This is a genomic window from Ruegeria sp. HKCCD7221, from assembly GCF_013031225.1.
In the GTDB taxonomy this organism is placed as follows: domain Bacteria; phylum Pseudomonadota; class Alphaproteobacteria; order Rhodobacterales; family Rhodobacteraceae; genus Ruegeria.
The window spans coordinates 228,880-251,429 of record NZ_WPZE01000005.1 but is presented as its reverse complement, the minus strand read 5'-3'; the positions used below and the strand labels follow the sequence as shown (position 1 = coordinate 251,429).

Annotated in this window: 15 protein-coding genes and 1 tRNA gene; 12 read left to right on the top strand and 4 right to left on the bottom strand. The window is 55.3% G+C overall.

Translation table 11 applies throughout. The annotated features are described in order from the left end of the window. Nucleotide 1 precedes the first annotated feature (1 nt). The gene (locus tag GOX73_RS14395; RefSeq protein ID WP_171123241.1) at nucleotides 2-3,835 is read left to right on the top strand and encodes a non-ribosomal peptide synthetase; all 3,834 of its coding nucleotides are present in this window, start codon (nucleotides 2-4) and stop codon (nucleotides 3,833-3,835) included. Between the two features lie 24 nt (nucleotides 3,836-3,859). Here GOX73_RS14395 and GOX73_RS14390 read toward each other — a convergent pair whose 3' ends face one another. Next, nucleotides 3,860-5,719 (bottom strand): adenylate/guanylate cyclase domain-containing protein, encoded by a 1,860-nt coding sequence (locus tag GOX73_RS14390; protein WP_171123243.1) that lies wholly within the window; start codon nucleotides 5,717-5,719, stop codon nucleotides 3,860-3,862. A gap of 287 nt (nucleotides 5,720-6,006) precedes the next feature. Then, nucleotides 6,007-6,825 carry a DUF2189 domain-containing protein gene (locus tag GOX73_RS14385; RefSeq protein ID WP_171123246.1) on the bottom strand — a complete coding sequence of 273 codons (819 nt, stop codon included), beginning with the start codon at nucleotides 6,823-6,825 and terminating at the stop codon, nucleotides 6,007-6,009. A gap of 173 nt (nucleotides 6,826-6,998) precedes the next feature. On the opposite strand from GOX73_RS14385, the gene GOX73_RS14380 reads away from it, so the two are divergent. Genes GOX73_RS14380 through GOX73_RS14370 form a run of 3 tightly spaced genes read left to right on the top strand, consistent with a single transcriptional unit; the run spans nucleotide 6,999 to nucleotide 9,412 of the window. Continuing rightward, nucleotides 6,999-7,823 carry an ABC transporter substrate-binding protein gene (locus GOX73_RS14380; RefSeq protein WP_171123248.1) on the top strand — a complete coding sequence of 275 codons (825 nt, stop codon included), beginning with the start codon at nucleotides 6,999-7,001 and terminating at the stop codon, nucleotides 7,821-7,823. Next, nucleotides 7,824-8,684, top strand: coding sequence for an amino acid ABC transporter permease (locus GOX73_RS14375; RefSeq protein WP_171123250.1), 861 nt, complete (start codon nucleotides 7,824-7,826; stop codon nucleotides 8,682-8,684). Then, on the top strand, nucleotides 8,681-9,412 hold the full coding sequence (locus tag GOX73_RS14370) for an amino acid ABC transporter ATP-binding protein (RefSeq protein ID WP_171123251.1): 732 nt from the start codon (nucleotides 8,681-8,683) through the stop codon (nucleotides 9,410-9,412). The genes GOX73_RS14375 and GOX73_RS14370 overlap by 4 nt, the downstream gene beginning before the upstream one ends. 92 nt (nucleotides 9,413-9,504) lie before the next feature. On the opposite strand, the gene GOX73_RS14365 is transcribed toward GOX73_RS14370, so the two are convergent. Beyond that, entirely contained in the window at nucleotides 9,505-10,494 is a 990-nt protein-coding gene (locus GOX73_RS14365) for a hypothetical protein (protein WP_171123254.1), read from the bottom strand. A 164-nt stretch (nucleotides 10,495-10,658) separates the two neighbouring features. Beyond that, a tRNA-Leu gene (locus GOX73_RS14360) sits at nucleotides 10,659-10,743 on the bottom strand. A 376-nt stretch (nucleotides 10,744-11,119) separates the two neighbouring features. Between GOX73_RS14360 and GOX73_RS14355 the strand changes: the two genes are divergently transcribed. The 8 genes from GOX73_RS14355 to GOX73_RS14320 all read left to right on the top strand — a co-directional run bounded on the left by GOX73_RS14355 (nucleotide 11,120) and on the right by GOX73_RS14320 (nucleotide 22,403). Beyond that, entirely contained in the window at nucleotides 11,120-11,527 is a 408-nt protein-coding gene (locus GOX73_RS14355) for a hypothetical protein (protein ID WP_174825678.1), read from the top strand. Between the two features lie 2 nt (nucleotides 11,528-11,529). After that, entirely contained in the window at nucleotides 11,530-13,542 is a 2,013-nt protein-coding gene (locus GOX73_RS14350; protein ID WP_171123258.1) for a dynamin family protein, read from the top strand. Between the two features lie 8 nt (nucleotides 13,543-13,550). Further along, a complete protein-coding gene (locus tag GOX73_RS14345; protein WP_171123260.1) occupies nucleotides 13,551-15,236 on the top strand; it encodes a dynamin family protein in 1,686 nt (561 codons plus the stop codon). Nucleotides 15,237-15,266: 30 nt separating this feature from the next. Continuing rightward, nucleotides 15,267-15,668: a hypothetical protein gene (locus GOX73_RS14340; RefSeq protein ID WP_171123262.1), complete on the top strand. Its 402-nt coding sequence runs from the start codon at nucleotides 15,267-15,269 to the stop codon at nucleotides 15,666-15,668. Nucleotides 15,669-15,693: 25 nt separating this feature from the next. After that, nucleotides 15,694-16,539, top strand: a complete 846-nt coding sequence (locus GOX73_RS14335; protein ID WP_171123265.1) for a hypothetical protein — start codon at nucleotides 15,694-15,696, stop codon at nucleotides 16,537-16,539. 67 nt (nucleotides 16,540-16,606) lie between these two features. Beyond that, nucleotides 16,607-18,649, top strand: a complete 2,043-nt coding sequence (locus tag GOX73_RS14330) for a dynamin family protein (RefSeq protein WP_171123267.1) — start codon at nucleotides 16,607-16,609, stop codon at nucleotides 18,647-18,649. Beyond that, nucleotides 18,646-19,932: a dynamin family protein gene (locus GOX73_RS14325; RefSeq protein ID WP_171134983.1), complete on the top strand. Its 1,287-nt coding sequence runs from the start codon at nucleotides 18,646-18,648 to the stop codon at nucleotides 19,930-19,932. The genes GOX73_RS14330 and GOX73_RS14325 overlap by 4 nt, the downstream gene beginning before the upstream one ends. 338 nt (nucleotides 19,933-20,270) lie before the next feature. Further along, nucleotides 20,271-22,403: a protein kinase gene (locus tag GOX73_RS14320; RefSeq protein WP_171123271.1), complete on the top strand. Its 2,133-nt coding sequence runs from the start codon at nucleotides 20,271-20,273 to the stop codon at nucleotides 22,401-22,403. Nucleotides 22,404-22,550 lie beyond the last annotated feature (147 nt).

Here is a 22,550-nt window from a genome sequence, read left to right as displayed (position 1 = left end):
CATGGGGCTTCCCAAAGGCGTTGCAGATATCCTGCCGCTGACCCCGGCCCAGCAGGGAATACTGTTTCATACTGTGGGTGAGGCAGCCCTGGGGGGACAGTATGTTGCAGTCATCAGTTGCACCTTGAACGGCCCGCTGGATCCGAACCGCTTTAAACGTGCCTTCAAAGCGATGCTGGCAGGGCGTGATGCGCTTCATGCCGGTTTCGTATGGGAAGGCGTAAAACAACCCGTGCAGGCCGTACGCGAAGAGATCAACCTGCCTTGGACCGAACTTGATTGGAGCGGCGTCAGGAATGTCGATCAGCGGTGGGACGATCTGCTGCGGCTGGAACAAATTCGTCGCTTCGACCTCAAAAAACCACCTTTAATGGCAGTAACCCTGATCAAGTTGTCTGACTCAGCGTGGCGACTGGTCTGGACGGCTCACCATTTGATCAGCGACGGATGGTCAACAAGGGTCGCGCTTCAAGATGTGTGTGCATCCTACAGGAATCCAAACGCCGTGCGCGACCAGGCGCCCAGCTTCAAAAGCTACCTCATTTGGCGACGAAAACAAAAAAACCTGACAAATCGAGCGTTTTGGACCGACCAGTTTTCAGGCCTCACAGAACCCAGCACCTTGCAAACCACGGCAACAAGCTCGGAAGCGGCGCTTCAGGAAAGGCGGGTGGAAGAACTGGGTCATGAGCTGATGAGTTCGGTCGAGAATCTGGCACGTCAGATTAAGGTGACTTCAAACGTTATTCTGTCGGCCGCGTGGGGTTTGACGCTGCGACGCCTGCTGCAACAAGACGATGTGGTCTTTGGTACGACAACTGCGGGCCGACCACCCGAAATCCCGGGAATTGCAAAGGCCATAGGCGCATTCGTCAATACTCTGCCCGTGCGGTGTAACATCGACCCTGCGCAGCCGGTTGAGAACTTCCTGCTTGATCACGCGCGCTCAGACCTTGCGCGTCGCAAGCATGAATATGCGTCGCTTGCCGAGGTACAATCCTGTGCGCCGTTTACCAGTGGCACGCCTTTGTTCGATACGCTGTTCGTCAACGAAGGGCTTGCACAATTGGACATGGATTTGGGCGACGTCGACATGACCCGCCTGAAGACAACACAATTCAGCAACTACCCACTTACCCTGTTGGTGACGCCACAAGACAGACTGACTGTCGAACTATACCACGATCCTTCGAGTCTCAGCACAGAAGACGTGGAGTCCGTGATCACCGATTACAAAGATATCTTATCAGCAATCACAAATGACCCAAAAGTCGCGGTCAAGAATTTGTTGCGGCAAGCGCAAGACGCCATGAAACCTTCGCCGGAACCGGACAGCGAAGATGTCATTGAACGATTTCTAAATTGCGCCCGAAACTCGCCGCAAGCAGTCGCGATATCCGATGGCGAGGCTACGCTTACTTATGCGGAACTTTCGCTCGGCGCGCGGAAGATTGCACAGGCTTTGGTGGATGCCGGGGTCAAAACAACGGACATTGTGCCGGTGGCGTTGCCGCGTGGAGCCGAGGCAATCTCGGCCTTCTTAGGCGTTATGATGTCCGGCGCGGCCTATGTCCCTTTGGACTTGGACTACCCTTCGGAGCGTATCTCGCAAGTCCTGAACGCAATCGAAGCCCGTCACATCGTCACCGACCAGATCGGACGCACCAAGCTGCCTGAAACCGGCGCTCACCACGTTTTGCTAAGCTCTTTAGGCAATCCAATGGACAGTGTGGACGTCAGGCGCGGTGAAAGAGCTTACGTCATGTTCACGTCCGGGTCTCAGAACTTACCCAAAGGGGTCGAGATTACGCGTCGGGGATTGGCACTATCAACCGCCGCAAGAGACACGTACTACAAGGAACGGCCAAACGTCTTTCTGCTTTTGTCTTCGCTGGCATTCGACAGTTCTGTGGCCGGCATTTATTGGACCTTGTGCTCAGGTGGGAAACTCTTGGTCGCGCCAAGGCGTGCCGAACAGGAACCGTTAAAGCTTGGCAAGTTGATTTCCCATCACCAGGTGACACACACGCTTTGCCTTCCGGGATTGGCGCAGGCGCTTCTTTCGGCGGTTCCAAGTCACGATCTTGAAAGCCTGAGAACCGTAATCACGGCCGGAGAGCCTTTGTACCCAACCATCTTAAGACAATTTCGAACGGTTCTTCCGGGTCGCCGATTGGTGAACGAATATGGCCCAACCGAAGCAACCGTCTGGTGCACAGCCTATGATGCGAACAGCCATGTTGAAGATGCGGATATCCCGATCGGCTCTGCAATCCCCGGTACTTGGGTCGGAGTTGTCGACGCGGACGATTGCCCTGTCAGCGCCGGTAAGATTGGCGAAATCGTTGTGGCCGGTCGAACGGTTGCGCGCGGCTATCTGAACAATGCCATTCAGACTCAGGAACGCTTTTTCCATACTGGCTTGAAGGACATACAAGCCTACAGGACTGGAGACTTGGGAATAGCAGATGCGTCAGGGCACATCACATTTCTGGGGCGCAAGGACTCACAGGTCAAAATTCGCGGCCACCGCGTTGAGCTTTCCGAAATAGAAACCGCAGCCAGCACCGTTACACCCAATCAACCCGTCGCGGTTGTCGTGCTTGATCAAGCAGCTTCCAAAAGTATCGCGATCGCAATCGAAGGTCCGGCAGACGAGGCGTTATGTCAGACTGTCAGTGGGCACATCCAGGCAACTTTACCAAGTCATTTTCATCCAAACCTGGTCGTGAACATCGAAAGGTTCCCGCAACTTCCAAACGGCAAAACAGACCTGCAGACACTGGCCCGAATGGTCTCAGACGTCAGGCAGGTACAGGTCGGCGACCCGCCCGAGGGGGAATTGGAAGGGCTGCTTGCAGAACTTTTTTCCGACGTGTTGCGCACAGCTTGCACCACGCGGGACGCAAATTTCTTTGATATGGGAGGTGACAGCCTGACGACCATCGCCGCCTATGCGAAGGGTCAGGAAATGGGATTGGAGTTTGAACCGACCGACCTGTTCAGTTGTCCCACGGTCGCCGAACTGGCAACGCGCATCACGGACCGGATGACGAACGTCACATTTTCTGAAAACGACAGTACAATTCAGGTGTCAAACCCCGGACCCGGTAAGACGACCGTTGTCATCGCGCATTGTTCGGTCCAATTCAGCCGCTATATGGCGCGCAGCCTTGGCCCGGATTATTCCGTTGTCCTCATCCGAAGCCACCGGACACAGGGGATGGACATTCCAGTTGGCAAAACCTTCGATGATCTGGCGTCAGACACTAAGTCCTACTTCGATCAATCGGAAAACACGGGGCCGATCGTTTTATGCGGATATTCAGCCGGTTGTCCGTTGGTCATGGAACTGGCCCGACAGTTGGGGCAGGACAGGATTAAAGGCTTGGTGCTGCTTGATCCTCCGATAAAAATGGTGGGCGAAGAACCAAAACTGCAGCCGATATTTTTTCGAACATATAAACGCTGGCGATACCTGTTTCGGAATTTCAAACGAAAAGCCAAGGCAAAACACACCCTGCCTGCGACCATGGCCGCGCTGCATGAGCAACCGGATTCAAAAGATCTCCATATTGAAGCTGTAGAAATCTCTCATGGGTTGGCGATCAGTGACTTCCGCGTGCCTAGACTTGACCAACCGGCCCATGTGTTCCTGACGCCCGGCAATCCGTCGCTTGCAATTGGCGATGTTCTGGACACGCATTTGCGCCGCAAAACCTGTCACATGCTTGAAATGAAGCACGAAGAGCTCATGCAGCGGCCAGATGCATTTCTGAACATCGCAACCGCGCTGAAGGATCTTCTGGATCAAGGCCCGCCCGGGTCGGGCTAAGAACGTCTGCGCCCCTTGTGCCGATCAATCCTCAAGACCAAGTTCGCGCAACACCTCATACCTGCGTTCAGGTATCGACTGTTCGATATAGGCCAGATCAAAAGGGTGGATACTGGCGATAGAAATCCCTGGCTTTAGCCTTCTTGCCTCAGAAATAAATGCCTGTGCTCTTTCAGTATCGCCGCTCTTCCACGCGGCGACGGCAGGCCAGGTCAGAAATTCAGCCCGGTAAGTTTCGGGTAATACTTCCAAGAAAGCGTCGGTCAAAGCGTTGGCGCGCTCAAATTCGCCAGCGTCAATCAGCGCACCGTATTCGTCCACGATCAGCCACCACAGGGAAACCGGGGTCATGCGCTTTGCTCTGATAAAATAGGGAAGAGACTCTTCGGCCGCACCTGCATATTTTAATACCCAAGCAGCACTTCGAATGACCCTGGCGTCACCCATCCCCCCCTCCAACGCGAGATGGGCGTATTCCTGCGCCTCTTCCCCTCGCTTCTGTACGACGCGTAATACAGCCAGGTTGGACAGAGTGGCCGGACGCCCGGGGTCGATGTCGAGCGCCATTGCAAGATGATCTTCGGCAAGGGCAAGCGACTCTTTCGGGTCCCTGGAAAATCCAAGCCTAACATCCATGATATGTGTAAATGCCATGCCAACCAGCGCATCAACATATCTTGCGTCACGTTCAAGCGCCGCTTGGTAATGCTTACGCGCCGTCTTGTTGTCTTCGGCGGTGAAGCGCACCCGATGCGCGCGCCCCTTTGCGTTTTCCGCAAATGCCACAAGGTCATTTGTTTCGCGCAGCGTCACCCTGCCGCCGTCTACCGTCCCGCGGTAAACCTGCTCTAGCACGGACAGAGTAATTTCGTCCTGAATATCAAAGAAATCACCCGATTTTCGGTTAAATGTCTCAGACCAAAGGTATTTTCCCGACGTGGCATCAAGTAGCTTGGCCGATATCCTAAGGTCTTCGCCAGATTTCTGGACGCTGCCCTCAAGCACGTAACGAACCCCATAACGCGCCGCGATGTCAAGACTGCTAAGGCCCTCACCGCTGTCTTTCGAACTTGTATCCTGACCGATGACCAGCAAGTCCGGCAACTTGGCAAGGTTCGTCGTGATATTCTCGCTTATTCCGTCAGCCAGATACCCATGTTCAGCCTCTCCGGGGCCGATATAGTCAAACGCCAAGACCGCCAGAGAAGAGTCATCAGGCATGTTCTGCACATACCCGTCCACATCCTGTTGCGCCAAGTTCCCCCGCTGGTACCACCACCACGCGCTAGCGGTAATGAGCAGAGCGATGCCCGCGACAAGCAAGATTGCCGGGCTGATCTGTTCGGATTTGGGCGGCGATGCTGCTTCGGCTCCATTTTCAATCTGGAATGCCCTAATGGATCGAGACAGGTTCTTGACCCGAACTTCACCCAAATCCTTCAGGTTGACATTCAGCTTGTCCCTCACCTGATCCCGTACCGCACGGCTCAGCAATACGCCGCCCGCCGGTGCCAATTGCTCAAGCCGCGCCGCGACGTTAACCCCGTCGCCAAGCAGGTCATCGCCTTCAGGTACGACATCGCCGATGTTTATTCCGATCCGGTAAGCAATACGCCGGTCCGGTGGGATTCTTTCGTTTCGCAGCGCCATCCCGGTTTGCGTATCAATCGCAAACCGAACCGCCTGCACCGCTGAGGGAAACTCGATCAGCAAGCTGTCGCCGGCGGTATTCGCAACGCGACCCGAGTATTTTTCGATCAGGGGATCAAGCAACGCGTCACGGTGAGAACGCTGTGCCGAAAGCGTTCCCTCTTCGTCTGCGGCGACCAATCGCGAGAATCCAGCGATGTCCGCAGCAACTATCGTTGTAAGCCGACGTTCCATATGGGTTTCTCACCCCAAAGGCTAAGCGAGAACCCACAATCGGTCTATACCGTGCCCCGGGCGTCGGCTGAAACATGACAAAACGCTACTGCAACCGCTTGCCAACGCTTTGTTTTAATATTTATTTTCAATTCATTCCCTCACCCACATCTAGGCAAGAGATCAAAAATCTGGCTAACCCCCTCAAGCCAAATCGATAGGTAATAGGGTTCCGGGTAATGAAATTGGCCGCAACCGTGAATTGTTTTTCGTCGCATATGGATCCAATTCGACCCGACTTGACGACCTCATTCACCTGCCGAAGGCAGAGCCTTTTGATAAAGATGCCAGGTCGTGTGACCAAGGATGGGCAGGGTGAAGATCAGCCCCAGAAACGCTGGAACCAACGACAACAGCATAGTGACCGAAATGATCGCCGCCCAACTGAGCATGACCAGCGGACTTTCCGTCACCACCCGGATTGACGTCAGCATCGCTGTGACGAAATCGGTTTCCCGGTCAAGCAACATGGGCATGGCCACTACCGTCACCGAAAACAGGACGGTTGACAAAAACGCGCCTGCGCAGGTCCCGATTACAAGAAAGGTCCACCCTTGCGGCGTAAAGAATATGGTGTTCAGGAACCCGTCAAAATTCGAAAAAGAGGCATCTTTCAGAATAATCGCCAGCCATAGCCGTATCTGATAGATCCATACCCAGAAAATGAACAGGGTAACAAAGGCCATCCAACCCATTTCACGTTTCCGCTGATTGGCCATGACAGTAAGGATTTCAGACCAGCCAAAGCTCTGACCCTTCTGCAACCGCCGCGACATTTCATATAATCCTGCCGCCGCGAAAGGTGCGACCAAAGGAAAGCCGACGGCGGCGGGAATAATCATCCAGATTTTGCCCAGCCAGACCAGACACCACACAAACAGAATTCCGAAAACCGCGTAGAACAGACCAAAAAAACCGCTCATCACAGGGCGCGCAAGAAAGTCTGAAAACCCGGCTTTCAATGACGCTGAAACGTCCTGCGCAGTCACCTTCCTGACCGCTTGTATGGACGGTTGGGATTGGGCCGGGCTGTCCGGCGGTGTGGAACCTGCGGTTTTGGGCGCCATATCACACTCCTTCCACGCCATGATACTGCGCTCAAGCTTTTGCTTCCAGCCTGTGCGTTGAAATTGACGTCTGTCTTGGAAGCCGGGTGCCCAAGCCCATACGACTGTTGCCCTAGACAAATCCGCCTGCCCGTAAGAACCTGTGCGCAATCAAAAAATAGGGAGTCGTTTAGATGAAACTGATTGCTTGCACGGCTTTGACCGCAATTGTCTCTGCAACCGCAGCGTTTGCTGCGGGCGACGGGACCTGCGCGGCAGGGAAAACACTGACAGAAGGCACGCTGACAATCGCGACCGGAAACCCGGCCTATTATCCTTGGGTTATGAACGACGCGCCAGAAAGCGGCGAAGGGTTTGAAGCCGCTGTCGCCTACGCCATCGCCGAAAAAATGGGTTTCGGGAAAGACAACGTAACGTGGGTCCGCTCAAGTTTTGACGAGGCGATCCAGCCCGGAGCCAAGAACTTTGACTTCAACATGCAGCAATACTCGATCACGCCTGAACGCGAGGAAATGGTCGATTTCAGCTTGCCTTACTACACATCTGCCATGGCGGTTCTGACCACCCAGAATGTTGTCGATTCAGGTGCCCAAGCAACGTTGGACAGCCTCAAGAGGCTAAAATGGGGTGCGGTGGCCACCACCACAGCGATTCCCATGCTGAACGAAGTTATCCAGCCCACGGATGAGCCGCTGCTTTACAACGACAACGCCGATGTGAACGCCGCTATCATGGCGGGCCAGATTGATGCCGCACTCTATGACTTGCCGACCGCGCTGTATCTGTCGGCCGTTGTGGTGGAAGGTGGCGCCTTGCTGGGACAGTTCCCTCCGGATCAATCGGAAAGCCCCGACCAGTTCGGCCTTTTGATGGAAGACGGCAGCGCGCTGAGGGAGTGTGTCGACGCAGCCATCACGGAACTGACCGAAAGCGGTGAGCTTGCGGCCATAGAAGCGCAATGGTTGTCCGAGGCGACGGGTGTGCCGGTCATCAAATAAATGGACGAAACATCGTTGCAAAAAGGCGTAGCCGAGCGTTCGACCACAACGCCAACGCGTCGCGAAATCTATGAGGCCGGGATACGGCGGCGGTCCAATCGGATCGCCTTGATTTCGACGGTCAGCGTTATCCTAGCGCTCGTCGTTCTAGTTCCGCTCGCCCCCGGTTGGGATGCGGTTCAACGCGCCTTTTTCAACGGCAGGGTGTTCACAGCAACCTTTCCCGGCTTACTAGAAGCCTTTCTTGTGAACGTGATGATCTTTGCGTGGTCCGCGCCGCTGATCGCGATCACTGGCCTTGCCATCGCGCTGTGTCGGGACACCCGCGCGCCCGCGTTGTTTCCACTGCGACTATTCGGGATCGCATATACCGACATCTTCCGCGGCCTGCCTGTCGTACTTGTCATCTACATTATCGGCTTTGGCATACCCGGTCTGGGCCTGCCAAGGCCATGGAACAGCCCGTATATCTGGGGCACCTTGGCACTGGTTCTGGTCTACTCCGCTTACGTGGCCGAGGTAATCCGTTCGGGAATCGACTCGATCCACCATTCACAGCGCGCGGCAGCGGCTTCACTGGGCCTCAGCGATCGGGACACCATGCGCTATGTTGTGCTGCCTCAGGCCATTCGAAATGTGGTTCCCGCCAATATGAACCTCTTCATCGCCCTGCAGAAAGACGTTGCGCTGTTGTCTTTTATCGGCCCGGTCGAGATTTTCCGTCAGGCGGGTGTCTATAAATCGCTCTACGCCAATTTCACGCCCTATGTCGGCGCTGCGCTGATCTTTCTGGCACTGACCATACCTGCGACGCGATACGCGGATTACCTGATGAACAAACAAAACAAGGCGCGCACATGACGGCGAAGTTATCCTTGCGCGGGGTACGAAAGCGATTCGACGACCACGAAGTCTGCAAAGGCATTGATCTTGATATCGCTGAAGGTGAGATGGTGTGCCTGATCGGCGCGTCTGGCTCAGGCAAGTCTACGCTTCTGCGCTGTATGAATCTGTTGGAACCGATTGACGATGGTTCGATCTGGCTGGACGGGACAGATATTTCCGAGCCGGGCCTGGACCCTCAGCCTGTACGCCAGAAGATCGGCATAGTCTTTCAAAGCTATAACCTGTTCCCGCATATGACAGCGGCGGAGAACGTGATGCTTGCCCCGCGTCGCGTACGTGGGCTGAGCAGAGAAGACCTGCGCCCCCGGGTCACGCAACTTTTTACCCGTTTCGGTCTGGGTGAACGGATGGATCACTATCCGGATCAGCTATCAGGGGGACAACAGCAGCGTGTGGCAATCATCCGGGCGCTTGCGATGGAGCCGCAGATCATGCTGTTTGACGAGATTACAAGTGCGCTGGACCCTGAACTGGTCGGCGAAGTTCTAGACGTGCTTCGCGACCTGCGAAAACAGGGGATGACAATGGTTCTTGCTACGCACGAGATGGGCTTTGCACGTGAACTAGCCGACAAGGTGTGTTTCCTTGATGCGGGCCGAATCCTGGAACAAGGCCCGCCAGAAACGCTTTTTTCCAACCCCAGCGAGCCCAGAACCAAGGCCTTTCTTGCCCGCGTACTTTGACGCGGCTTTAGCGCTTCCACAATTATTGCTCGCAAAGAAAAAGAGGCGGAAATTTGGACTATCCACCCCTTCAATTAGCTACAGGCAATTCTTTAGAATGCTGTATCAACCAGCGTATTAAATGTGTTGTAACGCGGTGCCATCGCCGCGCGCGCAACGCTGTTCAAAGGTGTCGCAGAGATTCTCCCCCCGAATGGCACAGTGAGACCGAAGCGTACTGTGTCAATGTCAGCGTCGGCACCACCAGCATCCAGGTTTGTGCGGGACAATTCCAAGGACAGCTGAAGTGGGAAGCCGGTTACGTTTACCAAGTTGTAATCGACGCCAAGGCCAAAGGTGGTTGCGTCGACGTCAAAGTCTGTGAGGGACTGACGTGAGATGCCGCCAAATGCGCCCCAGCCAGGTGCGAACTCGAAACGACCGCCAAGTCCTAAACTGTACAGGTCCAAGTCTACGCTTCCGACAGAGGCATCGCTACGAGCGATATGCCCACCGAATACGCCTTCTTCACTTAGCTGATAACGGAATAGCGCGCCGTAATCGAGGAAATCATCACCCCCCGGAAGGCTGGGGGAAGTATCAGTTTGACCTACCCAAGCCTCAAAGCCTGCGCCGCCCGAAACATATCCGCCGGAAACGCCGTAAGATGTAGAATTCCCGGAAAGATCAAACCCCAGCCCAGTGTCAATCTCGTCATCAGCATATTCAATGTAGCCGCCAATGACGGCTCCGTTCGAGAACTGATAATTCAGGTTGGTGTCCAGATTATAGATGGTTTCGTCACCCGGGACGTCATCTGGGTCTAGATAGATGTATTTTGCACCAAGGCCCCAAAACAGGCCATTTTCGAAGTTTACGGTTGCAATAGCGTCTGCAGTGAAACTTCCAAAGTCTCCGCCTCCGTCAGAAATGTCTCCAGTGCCGTATCCCAAGGTCGCGACACCTGTAACCTCTTGTGCGAAACTCATGCCAGGAAGTGCAGCCATCAATGCAATGATTGAAATTTTAGCGACTTTAACCAACTCGATGTCCTCTTTTTTTGTTTGGTACTTCCTCACTAATTTAGAGAAAGTCGATCTCAAAGAGGAAGTCCCAAAAAGAGACTAACTGACTGGCATTCGGTCGTTAGCGTGTCTTTCGAGCACTCTCTACAGCCCTATTTTTCAGTAGATATTGTGAAGAAATCCATCGAAGCTGACAGGCGAAAAGCGCCGCATTAGAACTCCGATATTTGTGTTTGAAAAAATGGTGCGGGTGGAGGGACTTGAACCCCCACGCCTTGCGGCGCCAGAACCTAAATCTGGTGCGTCTACCAATTTCGCCACACCCGCACGATGACCGGGTCAATAGCAAAGCTTGAAACCAAGTGCGAGGGGGAAAGTGCACCCGTTCTCAATATTCTTTGTGACCTGGCGGCACCCGTTCTTGGCTTTGCACAAATTGATGTACCAAGAGCCGTCTTTAGGTGCGAAAGCAGTCAATAAAACCAGCGTGAAATCATGTAATGCCTTTCTAAGTGAAAGCGCGGCACAGCCACCGCATCACAATTGCGCCACAATTCAAACGCCAAAAAATCTTATTCGCGTCAAACAAATTCCGCCTTGGGGGTCATTGATGTGCATGTGGACTTACTGAGTCTTTTTGCCTTCGGGCGCTGTACGAGTTCTATCTGCTCAACTCAAAAACAAGGGCTTAACCGTGACCAATATGATGACTTCCGCTGCTGCCGAGCAAGACGCTGTTGGTCTTGCACGCGAGAGCTTTCTCGGTGAACTCAAGACCCTGAGCCGCGACCACCCCGACACGGGTTTTGGTGTCGCGCTCCGCACGCATTCGGGTGGCCACTATTTGCTCGCTAACTCGCGTATGCCGCTGCCTGAAACCAAATCCGCCGGGTTTCCGACCGGACGCAGCGTAGCTTGTCTGGAGAACAGCGAGCAGTTCAGCTCAATCGAAGTTCTGGCCGATGAGACCGCTTTCGACAAGATTTCCCCCAGCGCCGAGGCCGCAATTTTGGGCAACGCACTGAATTTGATTGCCCGCATTGATCTGCTGACCAGCACCCAAACCGATCAGGTGCAGCATCACATGGCGGCAACAGGAACCGGAGGCTAATCATGGCGCGCAATGACCATCTTCTGTCCGTCGGAAACGAGGCGCTAACGCCCATGACATCGGCGATGGCAGCCCTGACCACGCAGATCGACCAACTGACAGAGGTGGCGGACGCGCGCTCATCCGCCCGTCTTGCCACGCTCAAGACTCGTATGGAAAGCTTCACCGCCAGCGTGACACTGGTTGGGCAAGTCAAGGCCGGCAAGTCCTCGATCGTAAACATTCTGGCCGGGCGCCCTGCCCTTTTGCCGTCTGACGTGAACCCATGGACGTCGGTTGTCACGACGCTGAACATCAACACACGTACCGAAGGCGACACCAAATCTAAGTTCACATTCTTTGAGCAGGAAGAATGGGATAACCTGATGGTGGGCGGCGGGCGTCTTGGCGAATTGGCCAACCGGGCCGGCGCAGACGACGAAATGGACGACATTCGCCGCCAAATCGGAGAGATGAAGGAGAAGTCCGAAGAACGCCTTGGCAAACACTTCGACCTGATCCTTGGCCAGAGCCATCAGTATGACTATTTCGACGAAGAACTGATCCAGCGTTACGTGTGCCTGGGCGATCAGGATGATCCTGACATCAACCCCAAAACAGGGCGGTTTGCAGATGTTACAAAATCTGCGGAACTGTACATGGATATCCCGCAATACCCGATATCTCTGAAACTCTGCGACACGCCGGGTGTCAACGATACCTTCATGGTGCGCGAGCAGATAACCCTGCGCAGCCTGCGCGGATCCGAGGTGTGCGTCGTTGTTTTGGCCGCAAGTCAGGCCCTGACGACCATGGACATGGCGCTGATGCGGATCATTGCGCAGTTCGAGAACCGTCAGATCATTCTGTTCGTAAACCGGATCGACGAACTGGCCGATCCGGTTAATCAGGTACCTGAAATTCGCGACCGGATCCAGGACACGTTGAAACAAAACAATATCGACGCAAACACTAGCGTCGTGTTCGGCAGCGCGCTTTGGGCCGAAGCCGCGCTTACGGGCAATCCTGACATTTTGAACGAAGATTCCCGTCAGGCGTTGAACACCTTCTATCTGGCGGCCGGGTTTGGGGATCAGGCCCCGTCTTTGGACAAGATTTGGGCGCTGTCCGGGTTGCCGGATCTGTTGCTGGCCATGAATGAACGCATAGCCGAAGGCGCGGGGCACCGGCTGCTGGAACGGGTGCGCCACAAGGCACGCAATATCGCAAGCCAGATCCGCGCAACTGCGGTTGCCAAAACACTGTCAGGCGGCGAAGGCGTTGTCCGCGATCTGGATGGCGTTTCGACCGAAGAGGCCATCGAAAAGGTCACTGAACAATACGAAAAGAAAGCGGCTGATCTGACCTCGTCCCTGCGCGATAAGGTTTTGGAAAGGCTGAAATCTGCCGAGACAAATTTTGTCAAACGCGCGACGGACTCGCTGATTGCACATCTTGAACAAAACGGTGAGGAAGGGACGTGGCAATACGATCCTGCTGGTTTGAGAACCCTGCAAAAAGCGGCGTATTTCAGCTTTGCGCGCTCCATGCGCAAGGACGCCGGGGCGCTGTATGCATCAGCGGCTTCAGACATTGAGGCGCTGTATCAAAAGTTGTTGGGCAACCATTTGGGCGAATTCACGATCGAAGCCCCGATCGTGCCCCGGGTGCCACCGCCATTGGGTATCGGGCGCACCATTGCTCTGGACCTTCAAAGCACATGGTGGCGACGGTGGTGGCAACGCCGAAAAGGGTTCGAGGCATATGCCGCAGATTACACCCGTCTGATTGCATCCGAAGCGAACTCGATAACCAAGGATATCGAAGAAAACCAGATTGCAGCGGTTTTGGAAAACGTCCGTGCCAGCCTGTCTGACTTTATGCGCGAGCAAAAAGAGACATTGCTGAGCATTTCGGCAGCCGCCGAGAATGACCCCAACCGGAACGCAGCGATGATGGCTGGAATGGTGCCGCAAAAATCCCGCGACGACATTCTGGGCGACATTCTCAAAGATCTAAGCAACGAGGCAGCATGAGTATCACCATGGCAAAAGATTCACAAACCCGCTTCGTTTCTACCAAGGCCTGGAATCGTATCGAGCACTGGTCACGGCGCAAACCCATTTTTGCGCTTATGGGAGAGTTCAGCGCCGGTAAATCGACCTTGATGAACTTTCTGCTGCGCTCGCACGCTTTGCCGACGCAGGTGACGGCGACGCAGTTGCCCCCGGTTTGGTTTAGCTGGGGTAAGCAGTCGGCCTATGTGCAACGTCATGACGGCACCCGTCAGGCTATCGGACTGGATCAGTTGGAAACGGTTGGCGTCAACGACGTCCAGTTCATCCGTATTTTCCTTGAATCCGATATTCTGGAAGCTGTTGACCTGATCGACACGCCCGGAATTTCCGACCCGAAGATTTCGGACGACGTCTGGCGCCGCGCCGTCGGGCAAGCAAATGGGGTTCTTTGGTGCACCCATGCGACGCAAGCCTGGCGCGAAACCGAACGTGCGACTTGGGTTTCCCTGCCCGAGCGGCTGCAAAACAACTCGTTGCTATTGGTAACGCGGGCCGATGTGCTGGCTTCGAAGGACCGCCAGAAAGTTCTGCGTCGGGTCAATCGTGAAGCAGGTCACCTGTTCAACCGCTCAATCCTGTTTTCAGCACGCGACGCCATTACCGCACGCGACAAAAGCGGTGACGCCGATCTTTGGGCGCGCAGCGGCGGCGGGAAAATGGTCGACAGCTTCCTGGAGATCACCGAACAGATCATGGACAACCGCGCCGAATTGCTGGCGCGTTACCAGGTCGACAGCAGCCTCGCGATCGCGGAGCCTGTGCAACCGCTGCGGCCAAGAAAGGCAGCAGAAAATGCCGAACAATCAAGGCCGTTGAAACTGGTCGATCCGGTTATCGCCGACAGCGAAGCTGACAACGAAGTCGTCACCAACTTCCCTGTGCGCCCGGCCCGTGTAGAAACCAGAACAGAAGAGACCGCCCGAGCGTCCAGAATTAACTCGGATGAAGCGGATCGCCTGCGGGCTGAAATGGTAACCTCGTCCGAGGTGGCCCCCATCGCTGAAACGCAAGAGCAAGAGGATGACTTGCGCGCCTTTTTCAAGGAAACGCCAAGCCAGAATCTGAACCTGTCTGAAATCCCTTCCGAGTCTTTCGAAGAGGACAGCCTTGAGCTGACTTCAGAGCCTGAAATGGATCAACCGGAAGAAAGTGCGATTGAACCCGACGGGTTCATGGTGTCTCTGGAAGACAGATTGGCGGATACCCCCGAGCAGGCGGAAGACACTGAGGACGCAAGCGGCGAACTGAGTACAGATGCCTCGGTGTCGTCCATTACAGCCCTCATGGCAGAGCAGACGACCGACGGGGAAGATGAATTCGAGCCAGAGCCTGAAAGCAACGGCTTGATAGACATGCAGGTTGTTCCGCTGACCAGTGGTAGTGCAACTGATGCACCCGCTCAGAACGAAAGGCTGGAAGATCTACTAAGTGTCCCGGCGGGATCACCCCTAAGTGCTGCTGCCATGTGGCGCGAGGTTACGGAAGATGAAGACCTGCCAGACGATGCGGAAGGCCTGAAATCAATGTTCCGGTCCTTCCTGCAGGAGTTCGACCAGATTGCGGCAGAACACAACGCCCGCAAGTCCAAAGATTCGGTGTCCTCCATCCCGAAGCCAAATGACAATAACGGTGCAGAGTGGCATGTGTTGTAGAAAAAATAGGGCAGAAAAACAGGGCACAAGATGTCTATCGAAGCAGCTTTAAATACCGCAATTCATACCATACCCGACTGTATTGCAGCCGGGTATGTCGATATGGAGACCGGGATGTTGCTGGGAACAAGTTTCGCCAGCCCAGAAGACGCAACCGCGCTGGACAGCTTGGCCATAGCGGTGGCCAACCTGTTTCAGGGCCGCGGTGTGCGCGGCTTTGAAGAGCTGTTGCGCGCAAACGGAACCGAGGAAGCCGGGCAGTCGGGATTTGGCGAGATCGCCGTGTTTTCAAAAGATCGTCTGAATATCTTCCTGCGGACCCAAGCCTACCCGGACCACGTGGTCTGTTACACCTGCCGCAACAGCGCCAATGTTGGGTTGGCGCTGACCAAATCGCATCTCAGCCTTGGGCCGGTTGCGGCTGCAGTTTAAGCGCGGATAAAGAGGTCTCGATACTATGGATACAGCGATACTCGATCTGCTCGCAGATATTGGACGCACTTCGGTCGCGCGCCTGAATCCTGCCGTAACGCTTACGGCAGAGACTGCGACCGCCCGTCGTGAGCAGGTCCTGCGCACAATTCGTGGCACGGTTCTGCCCCGCCGCTTGGAATTCACCGCCGCAAATGGCGATTGCCTTGCTATCGAAGTCAACAGCTCTCGGGTCACGGACGTGTTTCGTGTGCGTTCGGGCCTTGTTCCTGACTTTGAAACGGAAGCACGCGAAAATCTTGCGGAAAAGCTTGCCCAACTTGTATCCGATATCGCCGCCGCACCGGGGCCAATGGTGCTGATCTCTCTGCAACCCGATATCGCGCTGGAGGCTGATGATGTCGGGATCACCTTCCGCGAAATCTCGGACGCATGCCATTCGATCGAGCTTCCTGCGGAGCCCGTCGTCTCGATCGTGCCGGATCATGAAGAAGACGATTTAACCGACACCTCGGACGGGTTGGCCAGCCAATTCTATGCCGGTACCGAGCGTTTCGCGCAGGGACGTGTTCAGATAAACAAGTCTGATGGTGAAGCCATACAAGCGGACGGAACCTGTACCCCCGAACAGCCCATGTATGCCGACAGTGACCTGCTTAAACAATTCGCTGCTGATCTAGCCGGTTGGGACAAGGATACGTCGGCGGAACTGGAACTTCCCCAACTGATCGTCCTGAGACCCTCGGGCGGGAAGGGAACCGCACTGGCGGTCCTGCATGATGGCAGCCAGATCTCGGCAGCCGTGCACGAGGCGCGAAAATTGGGCGCAGTTGTCAGTCTTTGGAAAACTCTCACCGAGGCCGACGCTTGAACCGGCCCCTAACATTCAAATTTTCAACGAATTCAATCCTTGATTAGGATTAGCCAGGGTAAGTGTTATGAGTGAAATTCAACGACGTGAGTTGATACGCATCGCCGAAGAGATGAACGAGGTCAGCAATGAAGAGACCCAGCAGTTCATCTCGCGGATCGTCAGCGATCTTTCGAACCTGAAGCCGTCTATCGCGTTTGTCGGGCAAATCAAGGCGGGTAAATCCCGGCTGATCAATGGATTTACCGCGCAGGCCGGGTATTTGCCCTCGGACGTAAACCCGTGGACGACTGTAATCACCGACATGCATTTCGGTCACCCGTCCGGGCGAACCGACGGAGCAGAATTCCATTTCTTTGACAATCGCCAGTGGCAGGCCCTTATCGCGGAAGGCGAAGAGCTGCGCAACATGTTCCCCGATGATGAGGACAGCTATAAGCGCGAGATGATCGAAGAGCAGGTCGACGCGATGAAAACCCGCGCCAAGCTGCGCTTGGGTGAAAGCTACAAACATCTGCTGGGCCAGCATCACGATCTGGAAAAACTCACATCCGAAGACTTGGCGCGTTATGTCTGCGCGGGCGATGATCCGTCCGAGGATGGCGTGTATGATCCCGGTTCGGATCGTGGGCTGTACAGTGACATCACGCGCAAGGCCGAGGTGTTTTTCGACATCGGTCATTTCCCGTTTCCGGTGACGGTCACGGACACGCCGGGCGTTAACGATCCCCTTCTGATCCGCGAAGAAATTTCGCGTCAGTATCTTAGGGAATCCGATTTCTTTGTTGTGGTTCTGTCAGCGCATCAGGCACTGTCACGAGCAGACCTGAAACTGTTCCGCCTGATGCAGGCGCTTGAATTGGGTCAGATTGTTGTCTTCATCAACCGCGTCGATGAACTTGGTGGGGGCGCAGATGACGCCACCAAAGTACGTTCCGATGTGATGGACGGGTTGGACAAAGCACTGGGCAACTCTGACATTGATGTTCTGATGGGCAGCGCGCAATGGGCGCACTATGCACTGACCGGCGATGAAACCGGTATTAACCACGACGATGTCCTAGCCTGGTTGCGGGCCCATCCCGAACAGATGAAACAATATCTGGACGGTGTGGAAGAGATCAAACAAGGCCCCGGTCCAATCAGTCGCGAGGGCGTGCTGCGCTTTGCGGCGATGATTGCTTCTGGCCTTCCTGACTTGCGTCGGCATGTGACCAGTGCCCTGAATGACGGGCCCCGGAACGAACATCTTCGCATGGCATGGCAGCACCTCAACAGCTTTGCCCAAGGTGAAGTTGAGCGGTCCAAGGCACATCTGCGTGCCATTGACGATGAAACCGCAGACAGCCCGAACACAGGGTCTGAAAACGATAAGACTTTGGCAAACCTTCGGGAATTGGTCAGCAATAAGACCGCTGGAATCGTCAATGATATGGACGAAGTGCTGGCAAATCTGCGTGGCGTCATGGACGACACGGTGGCCGAGGCTGTCTCGGGCGTTGTCAGAGGGCCCGGTGGGGCGTCTCCGTTGCTGGCCAAGGGCGGTGAAACGGAACTAAACTTTGGACCGCTGCGCGATCGCATGCGCGAACTGGTGCAAGGGGCAACTCAGGTTGTGCGGCAAAGAATGCTTAGCGAATTGTACGCTGTCGACATGCAAAGCAATGCGGCCCTGCGCTCGCTTCCTGGCTGGCAGGACACGACGGACAATCGAATGAATACCAGCGCGGTCAGGTGGTTCCGTCCGGACACCACGGCCCTAACACGGGGCATCACGGTGGAATTACGCGTCACTTGGTTATCGCGTCTGATTTCCAGAAAAAGTGTCGTTTCGCGGGCTGAACAGATGATCGTTCAGGAATTCGAGATGATTGGCGACGATCTGGTGGACACCGCGCGCGCAGACCTGATGGAACGGCTGAATACCGTGCTGGATCACTATCTGGCGTTGTTGGCGGGTCACCTTGAACACCGCTCTGGTACTGGTGAGACGAACGCCAGAACCGAGGCTCAGCACGCGTTTGACAGCGCCCAGCGTGTTGCGGATGAACTGGAAGCCGTCTTTGGCCCCGACTCCTCTAACAAGATACTACCCGAGGCTGCGGAATGATCGAATTTCCCCGAACCGAGCAGGAAGTGCGCAAACTCGAGCACTTTCTGACCGTCACTGAAAAACTGCCGCTGGACCCGGTGCTGAACGACCTGCGCGAACGGGCGCTGGCCCACGCCGAGCGGCTTTCAAACGCGGTGAATATCGGTTTTGCGGGCGAATTCGGGGCTGGTAAGTCCAGCCTGGCCAATATGCTGGCCGGGGCGGATATTTTGCCGACCGGGCCGCAGCATCTGAAACTGCCGCTGGTGATCGTGGCCTATGCCGAGGCACCAGAAACTACCGTCGGGTGGTGGGGCAAAGAGCCCAAAGTTTACTCGGGCATCGCGTTGGAAAAGGCAGCGGCAGACAATCCTGATTTTATTTCCGTCGGCTTGAACACCCCCGCCCTGCAAGAGATTTCTCTGTTTGACCTTCCCGGCGCAGGCGCATTGGACGAGTCCTACAAACCAACGCTTGATCTGTTGAAATTCGTCGACTGTGCAATCTGGTGCACCAACGGCACCAGCGCGTGGCGGGAAACCGAGCGTCATCTTTGGTCACAGGTCCCGCAGGAACTACGGGCCAATAGCCTCTTGGCAGTTACTCATGCCGATCTTCCACCCGTCAAAGACTCAATGGATCGGATACTGGCGCGCCTGAACAAGGAAAAGGGCGACATGTTCCGGTCTGTGGTTCCGATTGGAACTCCTGTTGCTGTTCGTGCCATGTCGCAGGAACCTGAACCTGATTTTGCCCTGTGGGAGACCTGCGGGGGCCAAAACCTGGCGGAGCATATACTGGAAATTGCCTCGAACCGGCGCCTGTCGGACATCGAAGCCGCGCGCAGTGATCTTGAGCAGGATCTGATGCCCTATCTAGACTCGTTTGAACCGCCCGAGGCAGAACCGAGCCTACCCGAAATTTCGCCAATTCAAATGACGCTGGAAGCCGCAATGCCGGCGTTGGAAAACCCGATCCTCGAGGACTGGCTAGCCGCGATTGCAAGCATCTACGAAGATCTGAGGGAAAGCTCGGACATCGAACCATCTGCCTTCCTGCATAGTTGTCAGGAAATTGTCGAAGACTTTGCCGAGCGTCTTGAGCAAGGTGGGGAAATCAACTCTGAGGCCGATTGGATTCCGGGTGAGTTTGAAAAGGCCACTGACCTGTTGCTGTTGCTCCAGTTTGAGTCCGGTGACGCCCCGCTCAGGGATGCGATCAGCATTCTGGCTCAGCTCAGCGACAACCTTGCGTGGGCCGGTAGCCGCGCAGACTCAGTACAGTCCAAGACCGGCACCTGACTGTTTCGCGCTATAATTGAGCAGTAAGGCAGCGATTCGAAGACCACAGAATCGGGGCGCTATTGTTTCGGAATCAGCCACCAATCATTGCAAATTCGCGATTCAGTCCGCATTTATTGCGCACCAGATATCAATATTTAGGTTTTTTGCAAAAGTATCCTACTATATTTAGCTTTTCCGCGATTCCCGTTCTCAGTGAAGCCATGAGGCGGCCCCAATAAAGTCAAATTTGAAACGTCTAACAGTCTCAAGTGTCCTGCGGTTGTGTTTGGTTGTGAGTTGTTGGGCTGTTTGCCCCGTTAAATGAACCGCAAAATGATTAGAACGGGCGGGAAGAAATGAGCCACAACCAGGCTGTCGATGCGACGCACGACGAACCGAAAATTGAGGGACTTCAACCGGGCGCCAAGCTTTTGCGTGGGCAGTATGAGATCCTGCGCTTTCTCAGCAATGGCGGCTTCGGTATCACCTATCTGGCACGCAACAGCCTTGAGCGGGAAGTCGTCATCAAGGAATGCTATCCGGGGGCGTTGTGCCGCCGAAACGGCGATCTTGTAGAGCCTGTCGAACCTGGATTTGAAAGCGATCTACGCTCGATCATTGATCTGTTCATTCAGGAAGCCCGAAATCACGCGCGCCTTGTCCACCCCAACATCGTCGACGTTCATCAGGTGTTCGAGGACAACAATACCGCCTACATCGCCATGGATTTCATCCAGGGATCCGATCTTCTGGATTATGTCGAAAACCCAGACAACGACGCAGGCCCTGATTTTATCGTTCAGGTGACCGAGAAAATGCTTTCTGCGGTGTCCTTCATTCACCAAAGCGGCATGTTGCACCGGGATATCTCACCCGACAACATTCTGATCGACGAGAATGGTGAGCCCGAGTTGATCGACTTTGGCGCGGCACGGGAACAGGCCGCCAACCAATCCGCCGCCCTTCTGACGCTGCGTGTGATCAAGGATGGCTATTCGCCACACGAATTCTACGTCCGCGGGGCCGAGCAAGGGCCCAGCAGTGATCTGTATGTTCTGGCAGCGACGCTGTATCACGCAATCAGCGGTGAACGCCCGATTGACGGCCAAACGCGTCTGAACGCCTTCAACAACAGCCAGGAAGACCCGTACGAGCCTTTGAGCGGTCGATTTAATGGGTATCCGGAAGGGTTCCTGGAAGCGATCGACAAGGCGATGGAAGTCCACGCAACGGATCGTATGCAAAGCGCGCTGGATTGGCTGCGTATGTTCCGTGGTCCGGGCGTGATGTTTGACTCGTTCGATTACCGGCCCGTTTCGGTGATCGTCGCAATGGACCGAAAGGATGAAGCCGCCGAGAAAGCCCGCATCAAGGCCGAAAGCGAAAATGCTGAGGCCGTTGTAACGGCATTGTTGGCCGGAAACTCGGACATTGTTCTGGGCAATGAAGACAAGAAAGAAGATGAACTAGCCCAGTTCACGCCAAAAGAAGAACCGCCGGTGGCAGTGGACACTGTCGTCAAAAGCGGATCGGGCGGCAGCGGCAAACTGATTGCTGGCGTCGCGGTCGTCGCGGCAGCGTTGGCAGCCGGTGGGTTTTTCCTGATGTCCGGCACGGACAATGCACCCGCACAAGACGCAACCCAAGACGCAGAAGTATCGCTGGCCCCCAGCATAGAAAATCCCGAGCCCATAGTTGAAGTGTTGTCAGAAGACACTCAGGCCGCACCTGAGGTCGCGACAGAACAGGCACCCAAGCAGGTAGAACCCGAGCCAGAACCTATTGAGCAGACCCTGGTTCAACCGGCTGCCACACAAGAGGCAGACGCCCCGGCAGCCGGAACCCCAACCGAAGAAGCCCCCGCCCCGGTGGAAACCGGCACACCTGCGGAAACTCAGGTTGCGTTTTCCCACTGGGACGTTGAAATTCCGTTTCAGACCTCCAAGCGCCGGGCTTCAACGGGCAACGTGATCGCAGTCACGGGCGTAGATGCAACCCGCGACATGTCGATAATCGGTGAATGGGTTCGGCGTGGCGCGGCCATTTACACTTTGAACGGCAAACCTGTTCAGGCTGACGCCACCTTTGCTGCGCAAGTTCTGAACGACCTGAACGTCGATCCTGACGGTTTTATCCGTATCACCGCACGTTATCGGGCGCTAGGGAAGACACGCGCCCAGAACGGACTACTGGCTTTGCCTGCAATTCGCATGGTTGGCCTTGAAAACGGATACGGGTTCGAAATCCGCAATTCGGACGGCGCTTCGTGGACGACAGTCACCGAAACCGTTCCGGCCGATGCGGCAGGCGGTTTGCGGGAAGGCGACGTTTTGGTCTCTGAGGCGCAAACCGGAACTGCAATCGATGGACCGGAAAGCTTGGATACCATCCTGAGCAGCCTTGTTTCTGAAGACAAATCTCAGGCCCGTTTGACGGTGTTAAGAAACGGCGCCGAGGCAGAAGTTGTCATGCAATTGGTGCAGGAGTGATCAGACCGGTTCAATTGTAGTCCGCCAGTGTGTGTTTGCTGAGGGTCGCGCAAAAGTCAGCGCTACCCCGACGGGGACCGGCCCGCCGCGGAAAGTATGAGTGACAAGAGTTTTCAATCATCAGTACCGCTGCGCGATCCTGCGCAG